Genomic DNA, 17,236 nt, shown 5'->3' with positions numbered 1-17,236 from the left:
ACTCACCTGGTCGTGATGGGCCAGGGATACGTCGGTCTCCCCATGGCCCTTCGCGCAGCGGAGGCCGGCATCCGGGTGACCGGCTTCGACACGAACCGGAAGGTGACTGCTGCGCTGGGCTCGGCGGTCTCGCACATCGGGGACGTGACCTCCGACCAACTCAAGGAGGGCCTGGCCCGCGGGTACAACGCGACGTCCGACCCGGCCTGCCTGCGAACCGCCGACGTCGTCATCGTGTGCGTGCCCACCCCTCTCGGCCCCGATGGGGGGCCGGACCTTCGGGCCGTGGAGGCGGCCGCTGACCTGATCGGTGAGAACATCCCCGCCGGCGCACTCTGCATCCTCGAGTCCACGACGTACCCGGGCACGACGGAGGAGGTATTTGCTCCCCGGGTCTGCCGGGACCGCCTGGTCGTGGGCGACACCGTGCACATCGCCTTCTCGCCCGAGCGGATCAACCCTGGACAGACCGAGTACGGCGTTCAGAACACGCCGAAGGTGGTCGGGGGGCTCACGCCCGCCTGCACTGCCCGGGCAGCCGCCTTCTACGAGCGCTTCATCGACGAGGTGGTGAGCGCGAAGGGAGCGAAGGAGGCCGAGATGGCGAAGCTGCTGGAGAACACTTTTCGCCACGTGAACATCGCCCTCGTCAACGAGATGGCGCGCTTCAGCCGTGAACTGGGCATCGACCTGTGGGACGCCATCGACTGCGCCGAGACGAAGCCTTTCGGGTTCATGGCGTTCCGCCCCGGCCCGGGAGTGGGCGGGCATTGCATCCCCGTCGATCCCTCGTACCTCAGCCACCGGGTCCGGGCCGTGCTCGGCTACTCCTTCCGAATGGTCGAACTGGCCGAGGAGGTGAACACCGCCGCTCCCGTCTATGTCGCGCAGCGGGTCGCCGACCTGCTCAACGAGCGGTCGCTCGCGGTGAAGGGTGCCCGTGTGCTTCTCCTCGGCGTGACCTACAAGCCCGATGTCGCCGACATGCGCGAGACACCGGCAGCCCCGCTCGCCTCCCGCCTCCTGCATCAGGGCGCGAAGCTCAGCTACCACGATCCCCTGGTGGCCAGCTGGCACGTGGATGGACGCGACCTGGCCTGCGTCACCGATCCTTATGCAGCTGCGCAGGAGTCCGACCTGGTGGTGTTTCTCCAGGCCCATTCGGCCTACGACCGCACGCGCCTCCAGCTCACGGGAGCACCCCTGTTCGACACTCGAGGCGTCCTCCCCACCGGCGACAACGTCACCCGACTGTAGGCCTAGGATGCGCGGTCGACGAGTTCTCTTCGGAGTGACGGTGGGCACCACTGTGGAGACGCTTCTACGAGGCCAGCTCGCCTGGCTCGCCAGCCAAGGATGGGAGGTCCACGTCGCCTGTTCGCCCGGTCAGGCGCTGGACGACTCCGCGGGACGCGAAGGGTTCACCCCACATCCGCTCGCGATGAGCCGCGCCCTCAGCCCGATCGCCGATCTGGCGGCACTTCTCGCCTGGCTGCGGCTGATCCGCCTGATCCGGCCCGACGTCACGAACCTCAGCACCCCGAAGGCCGCGTTCCTGGGCTCCATCGCCGCCTGGCTCGCCCGCGTCCCCCATCGCATCTACCTCGTCCGCGGCCTTCGCCTGGAAGGAACCCGCGGGCCCACGCGGGCAATTCTCTGGCTCGTGGAGCGCACCACGATCGTGTTGTCCACCGAGGTTCTCGTGGTCAGTCGCAGCCTCGGAACGGCGCTGCGCACCGAACGGCTGCTGGGTCGCCGGCGCGTCAAGATCATCGGCGAAGGCAGCAGCAACGGCGTCGACGCGGACGCCATCAGCAGGCGGCTATCCCAGCCCGATGTCGACGGCCTGCGGACGCGGCTCGGGCTGCCGTCCGACCGGCTCGTCGTCGGGTACCTGGGACGACTGGTTGCGGACAAGGGAGTACCGACTCTGCTCTCCGGCACCGCCCGAGCAGTCTGCAGGCCTGCCCTCCTAATGGTGGGCAGTCTGGACGAGCCGGGCCTTGCCGCACAGATCGCAGCCTCCTCCCTGCCCGTCGTCCACATGCCGTGGACCGCCGACGCCTGGCCCTTCTACGCGGCGATGGATGTGCTGTGCCTCCCGACGCTTCGGGAGGGCTTCCCGAACGTCGTGCTCGAGGCCGCAGCGGCAGGCCTCCCGAGCATCGCCACCGACGCCACCGGGGCGGTCGACGCTGTGGTGAACGGCATGACCGGCATCACCGTGGCCGTGGACGACGACAAGGCGCTCGCCGAGGCCGTCGACATGCTCGCCGCCGACCCTGGGCTCCGCGTGCGGATGGGCTCGGCAGCGCGCGAGCGCGCCGTCCGGGACTTCCCGCCACAACGGGTATGGGCAGGCATCGCGGCCACCATGCGAGGCGAACCCGACCCCGACGTCCACACGATCTGAAAGCGACGACGTGAAACTGCTCATCACCGGCGGCGCCGGCTTCATCGGCTCCAACCTCGCCCGGCTGGCTCAGGATCAGGACCATGAGGTCGTGATCATCGACGACCTCTCCACGGGCTACCGGGACAACCTGGACGGGTTGGACGTCGACCTTCGCGAGGCCTCCATTCTCGATGCGTCGGCCCTCGCCTCGGCTCTTGCCGGGGTGGACTCGGTCGTGCACCTCGCGGCGCTCGGAAGTGTGCCGCGAAGCATCGCCGACCCGATGGCGACGCATCATGCGAACGCGACCGGCACCCTCGCAGTCCTCCAGGGCTGCCACGACGCCGGGGTGGAGCATGTCGTCGTCGCCTCGTCGTCCTCGGTCTACGGGGCCAACCCGGCCCGGCCCAAGCACGAACGCGAGTGGGTTCGACCGCTGAGCCCCTACGCGGTCAGCAAGCTCGCCACGGAACAGTACGCCCTCGCCTTCCAGCAGTCCTTCGGGCTGTCGACGCTGGCGTTCCGCTTCTTCAACGTCTACGGCCCGGGCCAGCGGGCGGGACACGCCTACGCGGCGGTGATCCCGATCTTCATCGACAAGGCGCTGCGCGGAGAGCCCCTCCCGATCAACGGCGATGGCCTCACGTCCCGGGACTTCACCTTCGTCGGCGCCGTCTGCGAGACCCTCCTCGAGGCGACCGGCCGCAAGGTCAGACATCCCGAGCCGGTCAACCTGGCCTTCGGTACGAACACCTCGCTGAACGAACTCGTCGAGGAGCTGAGCGCCTTGCTGGGTCATCCCCTGGATGTTGAGCACCATCCGGCACGACCGGGAGACGTACTGCATTCCGAGGCCGACTCGACCAGCCTGGAAGCTCTCTTCCCGGACATCCGCCCCACTCCTCTTCGGAGTGGGCTGAGCAGGACACTCGAGTGGTTCCAGGAACGATGAGCCCAGGGGTGGCCGATCTGGTCGCCTTCTCGAACTACTCCCCCCAGGCCGGGAGCACCCGGGTCCGCCTGTACGACTGGATCGATCACCTCGGGCTGCGGGCCCGAGCGCAGTGCTACGCGGGGCTGCCCAACTCCCGTCCGGCGACCCTGTTGCGTCACCTGCCCGCCGTCATCGCGGCCGAGCGGGAACTGCGGCGCCTGGACGTGCGGGGCGAGCGCGTGATCGTCTCGCGCTCGGCCAGCCCTCTGAGCAGGGGCGAACTGGAGAACCGGATCCTGCGCGAGGCAGCGCATTCCGTGTACGACTTCGACGATGCGGTCCACCTTGTCACGTCGTGGCGAGACCGTGTGGGGGGAGCGCCGGAGAAGTTCGCGACCTGCGTGCGTACAGCGGATACGGTTCTCGCCGGCAACAACCACCTCGCGGACGTCGCCTCGGAACTGAGCGACAACGTCGTCATGGTGCCGTCCTGCGTCGAGCCGGACGACTATCTGCCGAAAGGCGACTGGACACTGCCCAGTCGCCCACGAGTTGTCTGGGTGGGCTCGGCGGCGACGGAGGAGTACCTGCTCGACGTGCTGCCCGCGCTGGATCGGCTCTGGCGCGAGGGCGGGATCGAGCTGAAGGTGATCAGCACCGGACGGCCCAACCCACGATTCGGTGACCGGCCGTGGATCACCTATGTCCCGTGGACGGCCGCCACCGCCGCGGCGGCCCTGCGCGAAGCTGACGTCGCCGTGGCTCCTCTCACCGACACGGCCTTCGCCCGCGGCAAGTGCGCGTACAAGCTCCTGCAGTACGCGGCCACCGGATTGCCGATTGTGGGATCGCCAGTGGGTGCCAACCGGCTGGCGCTCGAGCGGTTCGGTGGCAGCATCGCCGAGCGGGACTGGTACGAGCCGCTCAAGACGCTCCTCACAGCCTCGGCAGGATCCCGGCAGGCGATGGGAGAGCGGGGAATCGCCATGGTCCGGCGCTGGTACTCGTTCGAGGCGTGGGCGCCAACCTGGCGTGCTGCCGTGGGTCTCTAGCGGGTCTCACGTGGACCTTGAGACCCTTTTGCCATGGCAGACCGGCGCTGGCAGGATCAGCCTCATGAGCCTGACTCGCCGCCAGCTCCTGTCCTCCTCTGCCGCAGGCATAGGAATGCTGGTCATGACGCCGTTCGGCCGCGCGACCGCGGCTCCCTTGGGTCTTCCCGCCGAGGTCACCTCGGGTCCGGTCTCGGGTGCCGACGGCGTGCTCGACGCAGCCCTGGCCGCGCTGCCGCCGTACAGCGGTGGGGAGTTGCGACTGGTGACGGTGAGCCCGGGCAGCTACACGCGCTGGACGCCGATTGTCGTGCCGCCGGGGGTCTACCTGGCCGCGCAGGACTGCACGTTCGTGCTGCAGACCACCGGGGCCGAGGATCCGCTGCTGGAGATCCGTGACACCAGAGACATCGTGATCGACGGCGGGATCTGGGACGGGAACAAGAAGATCGTCAAGGCCAGGACGGAATATCGGCATGCGATCCGAATCGCCAACTCCGACCGGGTGACCCTCAAGAACCTCGTCGCACGGAACGCGAAGGGCGACGGAATCTACATCGGTAGCCAACTCCACGAGTGCCACGATGTGGTGCTCGATAATGTCACCTGCACCACGAATCACCGTGACGGACTCTCCGTCACCGCCTGCGACGGTCTCACCGTCACCCGCTCCACGTTCATCTCGAACGGCGGTACCGCACCGATGGCGGGGGCGACGATCGAACCCAACGCCGAAGCAGCGGTCATCGACAACGTCCTCTTCGAGGACTGCCACTTCGACAACAACCTCGACCGTGGCTTCCTGGTCAAGATGCGGGTCGGCTCAGCCGATCCGACGAACGGCATCGAACTGCGCCATTGCAGCTTCCTGAAGAACGGCCGGACGGGCAAGAACGGCAGCCTGAGCGGCGGAGTGGTACTGCTGCGACCTCGCCTGGTGAAGGTCACCGGCGGCTCCTGGATCTCGGGCAACCAGGTGGGAATCCTGATTCAGGGGACGCGCCCCGGCGATCGTGCGAGCGCCGGCAACGGAACCGTCATCATGGACAGCACCGTCGTCGACAAGAACCTCAGGGACGGCCTGCTGGTCTCGAACCGCATCGCCCACCTTTCTGTGACGTCGACGAAGTTCCTCAGCAACTCGGCGAAGAAGAAGTCCGCGTACAACGGGATCCGCGTGCAGCAGGGCGACGACGTCCAGATCACGGCCTCGGAGTGCCGCAAGCACGGTGGCTACGGCGTCCGCGTGGACAAGGGCGTCCGTGGCGTGGTGATCACCAACACGGCCCTGAGCGGCAACAAGAAGGGTGCGTTGTACAGGAAGGGCGCCTCGGTCGTCGTCCGGTGAGTGCGATCCTGAAAACGTCGGCCTCGCTAGCGGGGTGAGGGTTCGACCCAGCGGCCTGGCACACCCTTCACGACCACGCCCGCAGGCACCGAGCGCGTCACGCACGCCGACGCTCCGACCACCACATCCGAGCCGACCTCGAGGCCCTGCAGAATGACGGCACCAGCCCCCACCAGCGTCCCGCTGCGCACAACGCAGTCTCCCGAGATGATCGCGCCAGGATTCACCGAAACGTAACTCTCCAAACGGCTGTCGTGTCCAATAGTCGCGTGCGGATTGAGGTGAACATGCTCGCCCAACTCGACACACGTCGACACCGCCACACCTGCGCAGACGATCGATCCGCGACCGATCCTCGCTCCAACTCCCACCGTCGCCGATGGGTGGATAAGCGTCGCGGCCCTCAGCCCGGCTGAGGTGAGGCGCTGATCCAATCGCCGGCGGACTGCCGGGGAGCCGACGCCGACGACGAACCAGCCATCAGCAGGCCCGGAGAGAAAACTCTCCACAGTACCGAGATACCGGACACCACGGGCGGCGAGGCGGGCGAGGTTGGCCGTTGACGGGCCGTCGTCGACCACCCCGCGCACTTCCCATTCCGGACTCGCCTCGCCTATTGCGGCAACTACATCGAGGGTCTCCCGGCCGAACCCGGCCGCACCCACGATCACCACTGGACGGCTAACTGTTCCTCCCGGTGAACCTCGACCGTGTGGCATCGCCTGCTGCCGCGATGCCTTCCTGGCGCCAAACCTTGGCGACCGTGCGCAGGAGAATCCCCGCGTCCATGGACGCACTCATCGTGTCGACATACTCGACATCGAGACGGAACTGCTCCTCCCACGACAGGAGATTACGGCCGCTGACCTGGGCGAGGCCAGTGATCCCGGGACGCACCTCGTGTCGCCGGCGCTGCTGTGAGTCGTACAGCGGGAGGTACTCGGGAAGTAGGGGTCGCGGCCCCACGAGGCTGAGCTCGCCACGCACGACGTTCAGCAGGCTGGGCAGCTCGTCGAGGCTGGTCCGGCGCAGGAACCGACCCATCGGAGTGAGCCGTTCTCCGTCCGGGGCGTCTCCGGCGAGCATGGAACGGAACTTGAGGAGCTCGAACTCCCGCCCGTCCGCGCCGGTGCGCCGCTGTCGGAACAGGATCGGCCTTCCCATGGTGGTGGCCACGCACGCAGCAATGGCCGCCTGGACGGGCATCGTGAGCACCAGGAGCGCAATCCCGCCCAGAAGGTCGACCCCTCGCTTGGCGGCGACGAAACCGCTACCCACCCGAGACCACCTCGTGCAGAACCTGGAGGATCCGGTTCACCTGCGCGTCGGAAATCGCCGATCCACTGGGGAGCGACACGCCGTGCTCGAACAGCCACTGGCCCGTCCCGTCCACTTCCGCGCGGGCTCCCGTGAACACCGGTTGCAGGTGCAGCGGCTTCCACAGTGGACGGCACTCTATGTCGGCCTTCGCCAGAGCCTCGGCGATGTCACGACTGCTGAAGCCGGCGACGGCGGGCTCGACGACGATCGACGTCAACCAGTAGTTGTCGCGGGTGCCTCCGGCCTCCACCCCCGGATCACCCAGAAGGCTCACACCGGGTACGGGCGCGAGGAGTTCGCGATAGCGAAGCCTCAACGCTCGGCGCCGCTCGATCATGTCGTCCAGTCGGGCGAGCTGCGCCCGGCCCAGTGCAGCCAGCAGGTTCGACAGGCGATAGTTGAAGCCGATCTCGGTGTGATGGTAGTAGGGGACCGGCTGGCGCGCCTGGGTGGCGAGATAACGCACGCGCGCAGCCGCGTCCGCGCTGTCGGTGAGCAGCGCTCCCCCACCTGACGTGGTCATCACCTTGTTGCCGTTGAACGAGACGGCAGCCGCCTCGCCGAAGCGTGCCGACTCGCACCCGTCGAACCGCGCTCCCAGGGATTCCGCCGCGTCACACAGCATCGGCACGCCGGCCTCGGCGACGAGCGGATCGATACGCGAGTGATCAACAACATGGCCGAAGAGATCGACCGGTACCACCGCGCCCACCCGGCGTCCCTCCGACCGGGCCGTGTGGAGTGCACGAGCGAGCAGGTCCGGATTCATGTTCGCCGAACCGTCCGAGTCCACGAACCATGGTTGGCCCCCCGCGTACACGATCGCATTCGCGGTGGCGGCGAACGTCATCGACGAGCAGATGACCACATCGCCGGGCCTCACGCCCAGAAGGAGCAGGCCGAGATGCAGCGCCGCGGTGCCGGAGGACAACGCGACGGCGTGTGCGCGGCCGCAGTACTGGGCCAACTCCGCTTCGAAAGCGTCGACCTCCGGACCGAGAGGCGCCACCCAACCCGACCGGATCGCGCGTACCAGCGCGGCCTCCTCCGCATCCGTGACGTCGGGAGCAGACAGGTAGATCATGCGCTCGCCACCCTCTGCCTGGCGAGAAATGTGTCCGCACTCATTGCGCGGACGGCTTCCGGGTCCCGCGGCGGAACCGCCACCCTCGAAATGAGGGGATGCTGCGTCCGCACGGGGAACTCGGCCTCGTTGAAGAGCACCTCATGCAGCTTCTCGCCGGGACGCAGTCCGGTGAACACGATCGGAACCTGCTTGCCGGACCGGCGAATGATCCGCTCCGCCACGTCCAGGATCCTGATCGGCTCACCCATGTCCAGCACCATGACGTTGCCCGGTTCTCCGATTGCCCCTGCCTGGATGGTGAGCTGGCAGGCCTCGGGGATCGTCATGAAGTACCGCGTGATCTCTGGGTGGACCACGGTGACCGGCCCCCCGTCCTCCACCTGCCGGAAGAACGTGTGGAGAACGGATCCGCGGGAGCCGAGGACGTTGCCGAAACGCACCGAGACGTAGGTGCGGCCGGTTCTGGCGGCGAAGGCCGAGGTCAACTCCTCGGCGAGGCGCTTCGACTTGCCGAGGACGCTGATCGGATTCGCCGCCTTGTCGGTCGAGATGTTCACCACTCGTTCCACACCGTAACGTTCCGCACACTCCAGAACGTTGAGCGTTCCGAGGACGTTCGTCTTCCAGCCCTCAGACGGGTAGCTCTCGAGCATGGGAAGGTGCTTGAGCGCGGCGGCGTGGAACACAACATCGGGCCGGTGTTCGAAGAACGTACGGTCCAGCGCCTCCTGGTCGCGGATGTCACACAGCACCATGTCGCGGGTGTCCAGCAGCCCCTTGCCGTAGATCTCCAGCTGGACACCGTGGAGGGCGGACTCGTCGCGATCGAGCAGCACCAGCGAGGCCGGCCCGAGACGGGCCAGCTGCTTGGCCAGTTCCGCTCCGATCGACCCGCCCGCGCCGGTGACGAGGACCACCTTCCCGGTCAGGTACCCCGCGATCGCGTGCAGGTCGGTCATCACCTGCCCGCGCCCGAGAAGGTCGTCGATCTCAAGCTTGCGGACAGCGGTGACGCCGACGGTGCGACCCACGATGTCCTGAACCTTCGGCAGGATCAGGAGCGAGAGCCCCGCCTGTTCGGCCTGGTCGCTCACCCGGCGCACAAGCGACTTGCTCGCGCTGGGAATTGCGAGGATGACGGTCCGAACCCCCTCTTCCCTGGCCACCCGAACCAGCTCTGCCCCCGTCCCGAGGACCTTCACCCGCCCGACCTGCTGGTGCGTCTTGTGAGGATCGTCATCGATCACGCCCGCCACCTCATAGGGAGAATGGACATCATCGGCGAGCATCCGGGAGAGGATCCGCCCCCCGTTACCTGCCCCATAGATCAGGACGCGCTCGGCATCCTTCGGCTGCTGGGATCGGACCAGGAAGCTGCGAGCTGCCCGCGCGCCGACTCGGCCGATGGCCATGAAGAACAGTGCGGCCGGTGGTACCGCCAGGACCATGCTGCGCGGGAAGCCGCCCAGCACGATGGCCCAGAATCCGCCCACGGAAAGACCGACGACGACAGCCGCCAGACCCAGGTGAACCGCTTCTCGGTAGCTGCCCGGCACGTGGCGCCCCCGGTATACCCGGGTCACAGCTCCCAGGACCAGTTGAAGGGTTGCGCACGTCAGCGCATAGCCGAGGCACAGAAGCCAGGGGACCCGTGACGGGTCGAACTCGAATCGGGCGACCGCGAGACCAAGGGTGGCGGCAATCCATGCGCCGGCATCCCACAGGGCGAGAAGGAGGACGGCGGGTCGCTTCATCCGCACAAGTGTCTGTATCAAGGGGTCAATCTCCGGCTGGGGTGGGTGTGCCCGGGGGGCCTGAGCAGCCTATCGTGTTCCCGCTAGGGCAATGACCTTCTCGGCCATGTTCGTACAGGCCCCGCAGCCCGCTCCGGCCTGGCCTGCCGACTCGCGCTCGGTAGACTCGCGTCGCCGTCATCCAAAGGACCATTCTTGACACAGCCTTACGAGCCACGCCGAATCGACGAATCGGTCTTTCGTCCTGCATCGCCTACCCACAGCGACATCGCCGCGCCGGCCGAGGATGCGCCCACACGACGCAAGCCACGCCTCTGGCTTCGCATAGTGGCCCTCCTTGGCGCAGTGCTCCTCGCCCTCGGCGTGTTCTACATCGTCCGCGCAGTTGTCGGGGCGAGCCAGGTCAGGCGAGACGACACGCTCGTGATCGGCTACGACGGACGGCCCCAGGCGGGCCTGGGACAGAACTACCTGGTAGTCAGCGATTCAACGACCAACCGGACAGACGTGGTCATGCTCGTCCATCTCAATCAAGCCCGTGACCAGGTGTACCTTGTCTCGCTCCCAAGGAATCTCTACGTCTCCGTCGATGGCAGGAGCACACGTCTTCAGGACATCCCAACAGGTACCGGTGCGCTGCTACGGACCGTCGAGACAGTCGTCGGAGCTCGAATCGACCATGTAGCCAGGGTAGACATCAACGGCTTCGTCGGCCTCACCGAGGCCCTCGGTGGGGTGGTGGTGAACAATCCATACGCCTCCCAGACGTCTAGCGGGATCAGATTCGACAAAGGCGACATCACCATCAAGGGAGAGACCGCACTGGCGTTCGTCGGGGACGACTCTCCCATTCGGAATCGGGATGCCGTGCTCGCCGAGCGTCAGCGATCGGTTCTGCGCGCCGTAGTGCTCAAGGTGCTCAGACCAGAGACCTTGGCCAACCCGGCCACTTTCAACTCTGTTGTCGGCGACCTCACCAAGTTCGTTACGGTTGACAGCGGAGTGACAAACGCCGTGATGTGGGACTTGGCTTCGTCCATTCGGCTGGCTGGATCTGAGGACGTTCTGGCGGCTCAGCCCCCCGTGAAGGGCGTCAGTTCGACCGCTTCAGGCGATCCGATCACCCTCCTTGACTCAGCCAAAGCCGCAGAACTAGGGGCCGCCCTGCGCGGCGACACGATGCAAGACTACCGAAGTCGCTTCCCGGCCTGACAGGTCCGACAGAATCACGATGGATGCGCTGGCCATCGATCCGACCCATGCAGTGGCGGTTGATGGTGGGACAGGAAATTCCGACCCTGGAATTGCGACCCTCGATCGGTGTGAACCACACAGCCAGGCACACCACCACGTCGGGCGACGGCGTTGTTCAGGGCAGCAGACCCATCCCTCAGAAGGCCATTGGCCGCACAATGGGGGCCACACATCACCGGTCATGCGGTGACGAGGGCCCGTGCCGTGCTGCTGAATCGGAGCCTCACAAGGGCTCTCCGCGGTGGGCGCAGAGGGACTCGAACCACCTCACGGCCCCTTGTCAGGCGGCCTTTGCCCTAGTCGGAGCCATATTGCCTATGCATGGCAGGGCTAGAATCGGCCGAGATAATGCACGTATAGTGCACGCCAGTGCTAGATGTTCCCAGGGAGGGACGATGGCTGCAGCCGGGAAGCGCCGCCCACGAAGGGGCTTTGGCACGATCAGAAAGCTGCCGTCAGGACGGTTCCAGGCTACCTATGTCGGGCCGGATCTGGGCCGACACAGTGCGCCGTTCACCTTCGATGCCCGCGGCTATGCGGAGCGGTGGCTGGAGGAGGAGCGCCGGCTCATGGAGCTCGAGGAGTGGACCGCGCCCGCCGCCCGCGAGGCCGCCAAACTGCTCGATGAGACACTCACCCTCAGGGTCTACGCCGTGCAGTGGCTCGCGGGTCGAGTCCTCCGGCCGAACACCCAGAAGGACTATCGACATCTCATCGAGGACGTCGTCCTTCCCGGGCTTGGAGACCTCAGACTGCATGACCTCACGCGAGCCGACGTGCGTCGATGGTGGGCCACCCTCGACGCATCCAAGCCCAGGACCAATGCCAAGGCCTACGCGCTGTTACGGACTATCGGGGCGACTGCGGTCGACGAAGAGGTCATCGCTGCCAACCCGGTGCTGATCCGAGGCGCCGGCGTGAGCAAGCGCCAGCGGTCGATCGAGCCTGCAACGCTCCCCCAACTCGCGACGATCACCGCGGCCATGCCCGAACGCCTACGCCTCGCTGTCCTGCTCGCCTGCTGGTGCGCTTTGCGCTACGGGGAGATGGCCGAATTGCGCCGATCCGACGTTGACTTTGACCGTGGAGTCATCAAGGTCCGCCGGGGCGCCGTGTGGCTCAAGGGCAGAACAATCTCCGGACCTCCGAAGACGGCAGCCGGCGCACGCGACGTGGCGTTCCCGCCGCATCTTTCACCGATCATCCGCGAACACCTGGCGACCTACGCACAATGGGGAAAGGACGGACTGCTGTTCCCGTCCCAGTCTGGCGGCCCGATCAGCCCGTCAAGTTTCTTCAAGCCTTGGAGGAAGGCCCGATTGGCTGCTGGGCGGCCCGACCTCCGCTTCCACGACCTGCGCCACACCGGCGCTGTTCTTGCGGCGCAAGAGGGGGCCACTTTGGCCGAACTGCAGGCCCGACTGGGCCACACGACCCCCGCGGCGGCGATGATCTACCAGCACGCGGCCAGCGAACGGGACAAGGAGCTGGCAGAACGACTTAGCCGTCGCGCTGCCGGCGAATCGACGCGGGACTGAGGGCCCGTCCCTCGGCACGTGCATCTTTGACGATCAGGCTCGACTCCCCTTCCCGGCACCAAGCAGAATCTCTTTCTGGCTAGGGGTAATACCGTCAGACTGGGCGCCTGGAGCAGGGCTGCACAACATACGCACAACATCTGCGCGAATGATCCATGGCTCTGTATCGGGTCGCTGGAGGGCATACTCCCTTTGAGGGCGACCCGGTTCGTTGGTCGTGGCCACGCCAGCTCGCGGTCTTGCGACCTAGATAGACGTCGTCCAGCACCTGACTGTGAGATTCGAGTCCAGATGGCGTCCCTGCGGGTGGTGGGCTTTCCGGGGTGATTGCCTCGGTGCCTACAGGTCGCTGCCGGTGATGGCGGCGACAGGCTGATTATCGCCCGGCTTGGTGAGTAGTGCCATGGATGCTTCGGAGAGGTAGCGGCGTTCGTCGATGGTCCATTCGTCGTTGGTGTCGGTGAGGATCATGCCGACGAGCCTGATCACGCTGGCTTCGTTGGGGAAGATGCCGACGACGCGGGCTCGGCGTTTGATCTCTTTGTTGAGCCGCTCGAGCGGGTTGGTGGACCAGATCTTGCGCCAGTGGACCCGTGGGAAGGCGGCGAAGGCCAGGACCTCGGTCTTGGCTTCGTCCATGTAGGGCCCGATCTTGGGGATGCGGGCGGCGAGCTGGTCGCGGACCTGTTCCCAGCAGGCGGCGACGGTCTCGGCGTCAGGCTGGGCGAAGATGGTGCGGAACAGGGCCGCGACCATGTCCATCTGGTTCTTGGGCACCATGGCGAGCAGGTTCCGGGCGAAGTGGACCCGGCAGCGTTGGTGCGCCGCGCCTTGGAAGCTGCGGGCGATCGCCGCGACCAGCCCGGCGTGTTGGTCGGAGATGACGAGCCGAACCCCGTTCAGGCCGCGGCTTTTCAGGTGGGTGAGGAACTTGCGCCAGAACACCTCGTCCTCGCTGTCCCCGACATCCAGCCCGAGGATCTCGCGGCGGCCCTCAGCGGTGACTCCGGTGGCCACCACGACGGCTTTGCTGGTGACCAGCCCGCCACCACGGACGTGCAGGTAGGTCGCGTCGAGGAAGACGTAGGGGTAGCTGGTGGTGTCGAGCCTGCGGGTGCGGAATCGGCCGACCTCCTCGTCCAGGCGCTGACAGATCCGGGACACCTCGGACTTGGAGATTCCGGTGCCGCCGAGCGCGACGACCAGATCGTCGACGTTGCGGGTAGAGACGCCGTTCACCCAGGCTTCCATGATCACCGCGTACAGGGCCTGGTCGATCCGTCGGCGGGCCTCCAACACCGACGGGAAGAACGAGCCGGCACGCAGCTTCGGGATCGCCAGCTCCACGGTGCCAGCCTTCGTCATTAGTTCTCTCGGCCGGGCACCGTTGCGTTCGGTGACCCGATCGGGGGTGCGTTCGTAGCGGGCAGCGCCGATCACCTGGGCGGCTTCGGCTTCGATCAGTTCCTGGAGCACGAGCCGGACCGACTCGCGCACCAGGTCAACGCCGTCACCGGCACGGAATGCGTCCAATAGCTCGGACACGGCAGAATCAGACAGGGCCATCGGTGAGATCTCCTTCGATGCGTGCTTGGCCGTACACACCGAAGAATCACGCCGATGGCCCGCCTCTCAGTTCAGGCCACGCCGATCCCCGAAACCCCACCACTCCCCGGGACTCTCACCGAGTCCAGGCGGGGGAGCTTTATCTGAATGGCCCTTTGACTAGGTAGAACACTAGTCACGGGGCCTTTCATTTGCTCCCCGCAAGCAACATACAAGCACATCGAAGAGCTCCGTCGGCCTCCGGCTCGAGTTGTCCGTGCTGGAGGCCCGGCTCGATGAGTTGCAGAAGTCCATACTCTGACGTCGTTCGGCCAGTTAGGCGCTCGTCCGAACTGTCCCTACCGGGGTGGCCGGCCGCGCATTGTCGAATCGTCGTTTCACGAGCTCGACGAGAGCCAGGTAGCCAGCCACCAGGACCACGAGTAGGACCCAGAACACCACCGGTAGCGCTGCGAAGCCGAGCAGCGGCGCCAGCGGGCTGAGCGGGATCACCACGGTCACCGCGAGTGCGGCGATGATCGCGACGGTCAGCGGACGGCTGGGTCGGCTGCGCCAGAACGGGCTCAGGCGGGTGCGGATGACGAGGACGACCAGGACCTGGGTGAAGAGGGATTCGATGAACCATCCGGTCTGGAACTGCTGCTCGTTTGCGCCCACGGCCCACAGCAGCACCCCGAACGTCAGGAAGTCGAAGACGGACGAGACTGGCCCGAAGATGAGCATGAACCGCCGGATGCTGCCGACATCCCAGCGGGCGGGGGTGCCTGTGACCGCGTCGTCGACGGTGTCGGTGGGGATGGCGGTCTGGGACGCGTCGTAGATCAGGTTGTTCAGCAGGATCTGCCCCGGGGTCATCGGCAGGAACGGCAGCACGAGCGCGGCACCGGTCATGCTCAGCATGTTCCCGAAGTTCGAGCTGGTGCCCATCCGGATGTACTTCAGGGTGTTGGCGAACGTGCGGCGACCCTCGACCACACCCTGGTGGATCGCGGCAAGGCTCGGCTCGAGCAGGATGATGCTGGCCGCTGAGCGGGCCACGTCGGTGGCGTTGTCCACGCTGATCCCCACGTCCGCCGCGTGCAGGGAAGGCGCGTCGTTGATGCCGTCCCCGAGGTAGCCGACCACCGCTCCACCGTCGTGCAGTGCCCGGATCACCTGCAGCTTCTGGTCGGGATCCACCCTCGCAAAGATCGTCGTCCGCTTCGCCCGCGCCACCAGTGCCGCGGGCGTAAGGACACGGATCTCGTCACCGGTGAGGACCCCCTCGACCACCAGCCCCACCTGCTCGGCGACGTGCCGCGCCACCAGGTCGTTGTCCCCCGTGACCACCTTCAGTGCGACACCGTCGCCGGCGAGCTGGGCGATGGTGTCAGACACGCCGTCTTTGGGCGGGTCGCTGAACAGCACCAGTCCCTCGAAGACCAGATCGCGCTCGGTGGTGACAGGATCCATCGGATGCACCTTGCCGGACGCGTCGGCCCCGGCGAGCTCGTCCGGAGCGAGGACGCGTGAGCCGACAGCCACCAACCGGTACCCATCGGCAGAGGCACTCTCAACGAGACGCGCGAGCCGCGCATGTTCAGCCGGGCCGATGGGCCGCGACTCGGCATCCTCGCGCACGTGGCTGGAGCGTTGCAGCACCGCTTCCGGGGCGCCCTTGGTGACCAGCAGCGGCTGAGCGTCGGCTCCCTGCACCACCACGCTCAGCAGGCGCCGGGTGAAGTCGTAGGGCAATTCAGCACGCTTGCTGTACGAGGCGAGGTCGGACGGCTGAAGCGTGCCGGCGAGGATGGCCGCGTCCAGGGGGTTGGCGAAACCGGTCTGGAAGTGGCTGTTCAGGTAGGCGAACTCCAGGGCCCGTGCCGCCTCCGAAGCGTCGTCCTTGTCGATCCCGACCGAGCCGACGACCGCCAGCGTGCCCGTCGTCAGGGTGCCGGTCTTGTCAGTGCACAGCACGGTGACGCTGCCCAGGTTCTGGATCGCCGGGAGCCGTTTGACCAGCACCCCGCGGCGGCTCAATACCTGGGCGCCACGGGTGAGGTTCAGAGTCACGATCGCTGGCAGGAGTTCCGGGGTGAGCCCCACGGCCAGGGCGATCGCGAACAGCAGCGATTCGAGCAGCGGGCGGTGGAGGGCGAGATTGATGACGAGGACGGCGATGACCAGGAGTGTTGTCACCCGGAAGATCAGCCCTCCGAACGCACGGACGCCGCGCTGGAAGTCGTTCTCCGGTGCCCGTTCGACCAGGTGTTTCGCGATCTCGCCGTAGCTCGTGCGGGCACCGGTCGCGGTCACCACAGCCGTGCCGGTGCCGCTCACCACGCTGGTGCCGAAGAACCCAAGTCCGTCGTGGTCCCCGGCCGCCGGCTCAGCGGCGTCGGCGGCATGTGGGAGCTTGGCGGCCGGGGCGGATTCGCCGGTCAGCGAGGCCTCGTCGATGTACAGGTGGTCGGCCTCGACCAGGGAGACGTCGGCGGGGACGATGTCGCCGGCACTGAGCAGGACCAGGTCGCCACGCACCACGTCGTGGATCGGAAGCTCTTGTGGTTGGCCATCGCGCACGACGGTGGCGCGCAAGGTCAGGCGAGCCTGCAGCGCAGCCACGGCGGTCTCGGACCGCGCTTCCTGGACGAAACCCAGGGCCGCGCTCATCACGATGATCGTCAAGATGATGCCCGCCGTCACCGCGTCCCCCACGACAAGGCTCACCAGGCTCGCTGCCACCAGGATCAACACAAGTGGGCTCGCCACCTGCGCAAAGAGGATCGCCCACAAAGTCCGCCGACCCTTGCCGCCGATCACGTTGGGACCGTCGCTGCGAAGACGCTCGGCGGCCTCCGCTGCCGTCAGACCCCCCACTTGCCTGAGGTCGTCCGTCTTGGGACTAGCACTAGTGGAGCTCGCCATGGGCGATGTCATATTCGCAGCGTAGGCCTCACACTGCGCGCGGGGTCAGTGGGCAGGCTCGCATGCTGGAGCGCTCCTGGC

Annotated in this window: 13 protein-coding genes and 1 pseudogene; 7 read left to right on the top strand and 7 right to left on the bottom strand. The window is 66.8% G+C overall.

Annotated features, from left to right (window positions below):
* Nucleotides 1-15: 15 nt before the first annotated feature.
* The 5 genes from ACFQQJ_RS13540 (at nucleotide 16) to ACFQQJ_RS13520 (ending at nucleotide 5,729) form a co-directional block, all read left to right on the top strand.
* Nucleotides 16-1,257, top strand: a complete 1,242-nt coding sequence (locus ACFQQJ_RS13540) for a nucleotide sugar dehydrogenase (RefSeq protein ID WP_377107513.1) — start codon at nucleotides 16-18, stop codon at nucleotides 1,255-1,257.
* Nucleotides 1,258-1,297: 40 nt separating this feature from the next.
* On the top strand, nucleotides 1,298-2,413 hold the full coding sequence (locus ACFQQJ_RS13535; protein WP_377107201.1) for a glycosyltransferase: 1,116 nt from the start codon (nucleotides 1,298-1,300) through the stop codon (nucleotides 2,411-2,413).
* Between the two features lie 10 nt (nucleotides 2,414-2,423).
* A complete protein-coding gene (locus ACFQQJ_RS13530) occupies nucleotides 2,424-3,347 on the top strand; it encodes an NAD-dependent epimerase/dehydratase family protein (RefSeq protein ID WP_377107199.1) in 924 nt (307 codons plus the stop codon).
* Between the two features lie 8 nt (nucleotides 3,348-3,355).
* Nucleotides 3,356-4,381, top strand: coding sequence for a glycosyltransferase (locus ACFQQJ_RS13525; RefSeq protein ID WP_377107197.1), 1,026 nt, complete (start codon nucleotides 3,356-3,358; stop codon nucleotides 4,379-4,381).
* Between the two features lie 64 nt (nucleotides 4,382-4,445).
* Nucleotides 4,446-5,729, top strand: coding sequence for a right-handed parallel beta-helix repeat-containing protein (locus tag ACFQQJ_RS13520; protein WP_377107196.1), 1,284 nt, complete (start codon nucleotides 4,446-4,448; stop codon nucleotides 5,727-5,729).
* A gap of 26 nt (nucleotides 5,730-5,755) precedes the next feature.
* On the opposite strand, the gene ACFQQJ_RS13515 is transcribed toward ACFQQJ_RS13520, so the two are convergent.
* The 4 genes from ACFQQJ_RS13515 to ACFQQJ_RS13500 are packed head-to-tail and all read right to left on the bottom strand — an operon-like array spanning nucleotide 5,756 to nucleotide 9,890.
* Complete coding sequence (locus ACFQQJ_RS13515) at nucleotides 5,756-6,403, bottom strand: acetyltransferase (RefSeq protein WP_377107194.1); 648 nt, start codon at nucleotides 6,401-6,403, stop codon at nucleotides 5,756-5,758.
* A gap of 7 nt (nucleotides 6,404-6,410) precedes the next feature.
* A complete protein-coding gene (locus tag ACFQQJ_RS13510; RefSeq protein WP_377107193.1) occupies nucleotides 6,411-7,007 on the bottom strand; it encodes a sugar transferase in 597 nt (198 codons plus the stop codon).
* Entirely contained in the window at nucleotides 7,000-8,133 is a 1,134-nt protein-coding gene (locus ACFQQJ_RS13505) for a DegT/DnrJ/EryC1/StrS family aminotransferase (protein WP_377107191.1), read from the bottom strand. The genes ACFQQJ_RS13510 and ACFQQJ_RS13505 overlap by 8 nt, the downstream gene beginning before the upstream one ends.
* Nucleotides 8,130-9,890 (bottom strand): polysaccharide biosynthesis protein, encoded by a 1,761-nt coding sequence (locus tag ACFQQJ_RS13500; protein WP_377107189.1) that lies wholly within the window; start codon nucleotides 9,888-9,890, stop codon nucleotides 8,130-8,132. Before ACFQQJ_RS13500 ends, ACFQQJ_RS13505 begins: the two co-directional genes overlap by 4 nt.
* Nucleotides 9,891-10,235: 345 nt before the next feature.
* Between ACFQQJ_RS13500 and ACFQQJ_RS13495 the strand changes: the two genes are divergently transcribed.
* Nucleotides 10,236-11,102: an LCP family protein gene (locus ACFQQJ_RS13495; RefSeq protein ID WP_377107187.1), complete on the top strand. Its 867-nt coding sequence runs from the start codon at nucleotides 10,236-10,238 to the stop codon at nucleotides 11,100-11,102.
* A 41-nt stretch (nucleotides 11,103-11,143) separates the two neighbouring features.
* Here the strand turns inward: ACFQQJ_RS13495 and ACFQQJ_RS13490 are convergent.
* Nucleotides 11,144-11,269 (bottom strand): annotated as a pseudogene (locus tag ACFQQJ_RS13490) (IS3 family transposase); the annotation flags it as partial.
* Nucleotides 11,270-11,539: 270 nt separating this feature from the next.
* Here ACFQQJ_RS13490 and ACFQQJ_RS13485 point away from each other — a divergent pair.
* On the top strand, nucleotides 11,540-12,682 hold the full coding sequence (locus ACFQQJ_RS13485) for a tyrosine-type recombinase/integrase (protein WP_377107185.1): 1,143 nt from the start codon (nucleotides 11,540-11,542) through the stop codon (nucleotides 12,680-12,682).
* 339 nt (nucleotides 12,683-13,021) lie between these two features.
* On the opposite strand, the gene ACFQQJ_RS13480 is transcribed toward ACFQQJ_RS13485, so the two are convergent.
* Nucleotides 13,022-14,248, bottom strand: coding sequence for an IS256 family transposase (locus ACFQQJ_RS13480; RefSeq protein WP_377107183.1), 1,227 nt, complete (start codon nucleotides 14,246-14,248; stop codon nucleotides 13,022-13,024).
* A gap of 315 nt (nucleotides 14,249-14,563) precedes the next feature.
* The gene (gene mgtA / locus ACFQQJ_RS13475) at nucleotides 14,564-17,155 is read right to left on the bottom strand and encodes a magnesium-translocating P-type ATPase (protein WP_377107181.1); all 2,592 of its coding nucleotides are present in this window, start codon (nucleotides 17,153-17,155) and stop codon (nucleotides 14,564-14,566) included.
* Nucleotides 17,156-17,236: the final 81 nt, after the last annotated feature.

The organism is Propionicimonas sp. T2.31MG-18, from assembly GCF_964266745.1.
Taxonomy (GTDB): Bacteria; Actinomycetota; Actinomycetes; order Propionibacteriales; family Propionibacteriaceae; genus Propionicimonas.
Note: the sequence above shows the minus strand (reverse complement) of the source record. Positions and strands in the feature narration are given on the sequence as shown.

Excerpts from the sequence above, each read along its gene's own strand:
- ACFQQJ_RS13540 (WP_377107513.1), top strand. The coding sequence starts at position 16 with ATGGGCCAGGGATACGTCGGTCTCCCCATGGCCCTTCGCGCAGCGGAG.
- ACFQQJ_RS13520 (WP_377107196.1), top strand. The coding sequence starts at position 4,446 with ATGAGCCTGACTCGCCGCCAGCTCCTGTCCTCCTCTGCCGCAGGCATA.
- ACFQQJ_RS13505 (WP_377107191.1), bottom strand. The coding sequence starts at position 8,133 with ATGATCTACCTGTCTGCTCCCGACGTCACGGATGCGGAGGAGGCCGCG.
- ACFQQJ_RS13500 (WP_377107189.1), bottom strand. The coding sequence starts at position 9,890 with ATGAAGCGACCCGCCGTCCTCCTTCTCGCCCTGTGGGATGCCGGCGCA.
- ACFQQJ_RS13485 (WP_377107185.1), top strand. The coding sequence starts at position 11,540 with ATGGCTGCAGCCGGGAAGCGCCGCCCACGAAGGGGCTTTGGCACGATC.
- ACFQQJ_RS13480 (WP_377107183.1), bottom strand. The coding sequence starts at position 14,248 with ATGGCCCTGTCTGATTCTGCCGTGTCCGAGCTATTGGACGCATTCCGT.
- mgtA (WP_377107181.1), bottom strand. The coding sequence starts at position 17,155 with ATGGCGAGCTCCACTAGTGCTAGTCCCAAGACGGACGACCTCAGGCAA.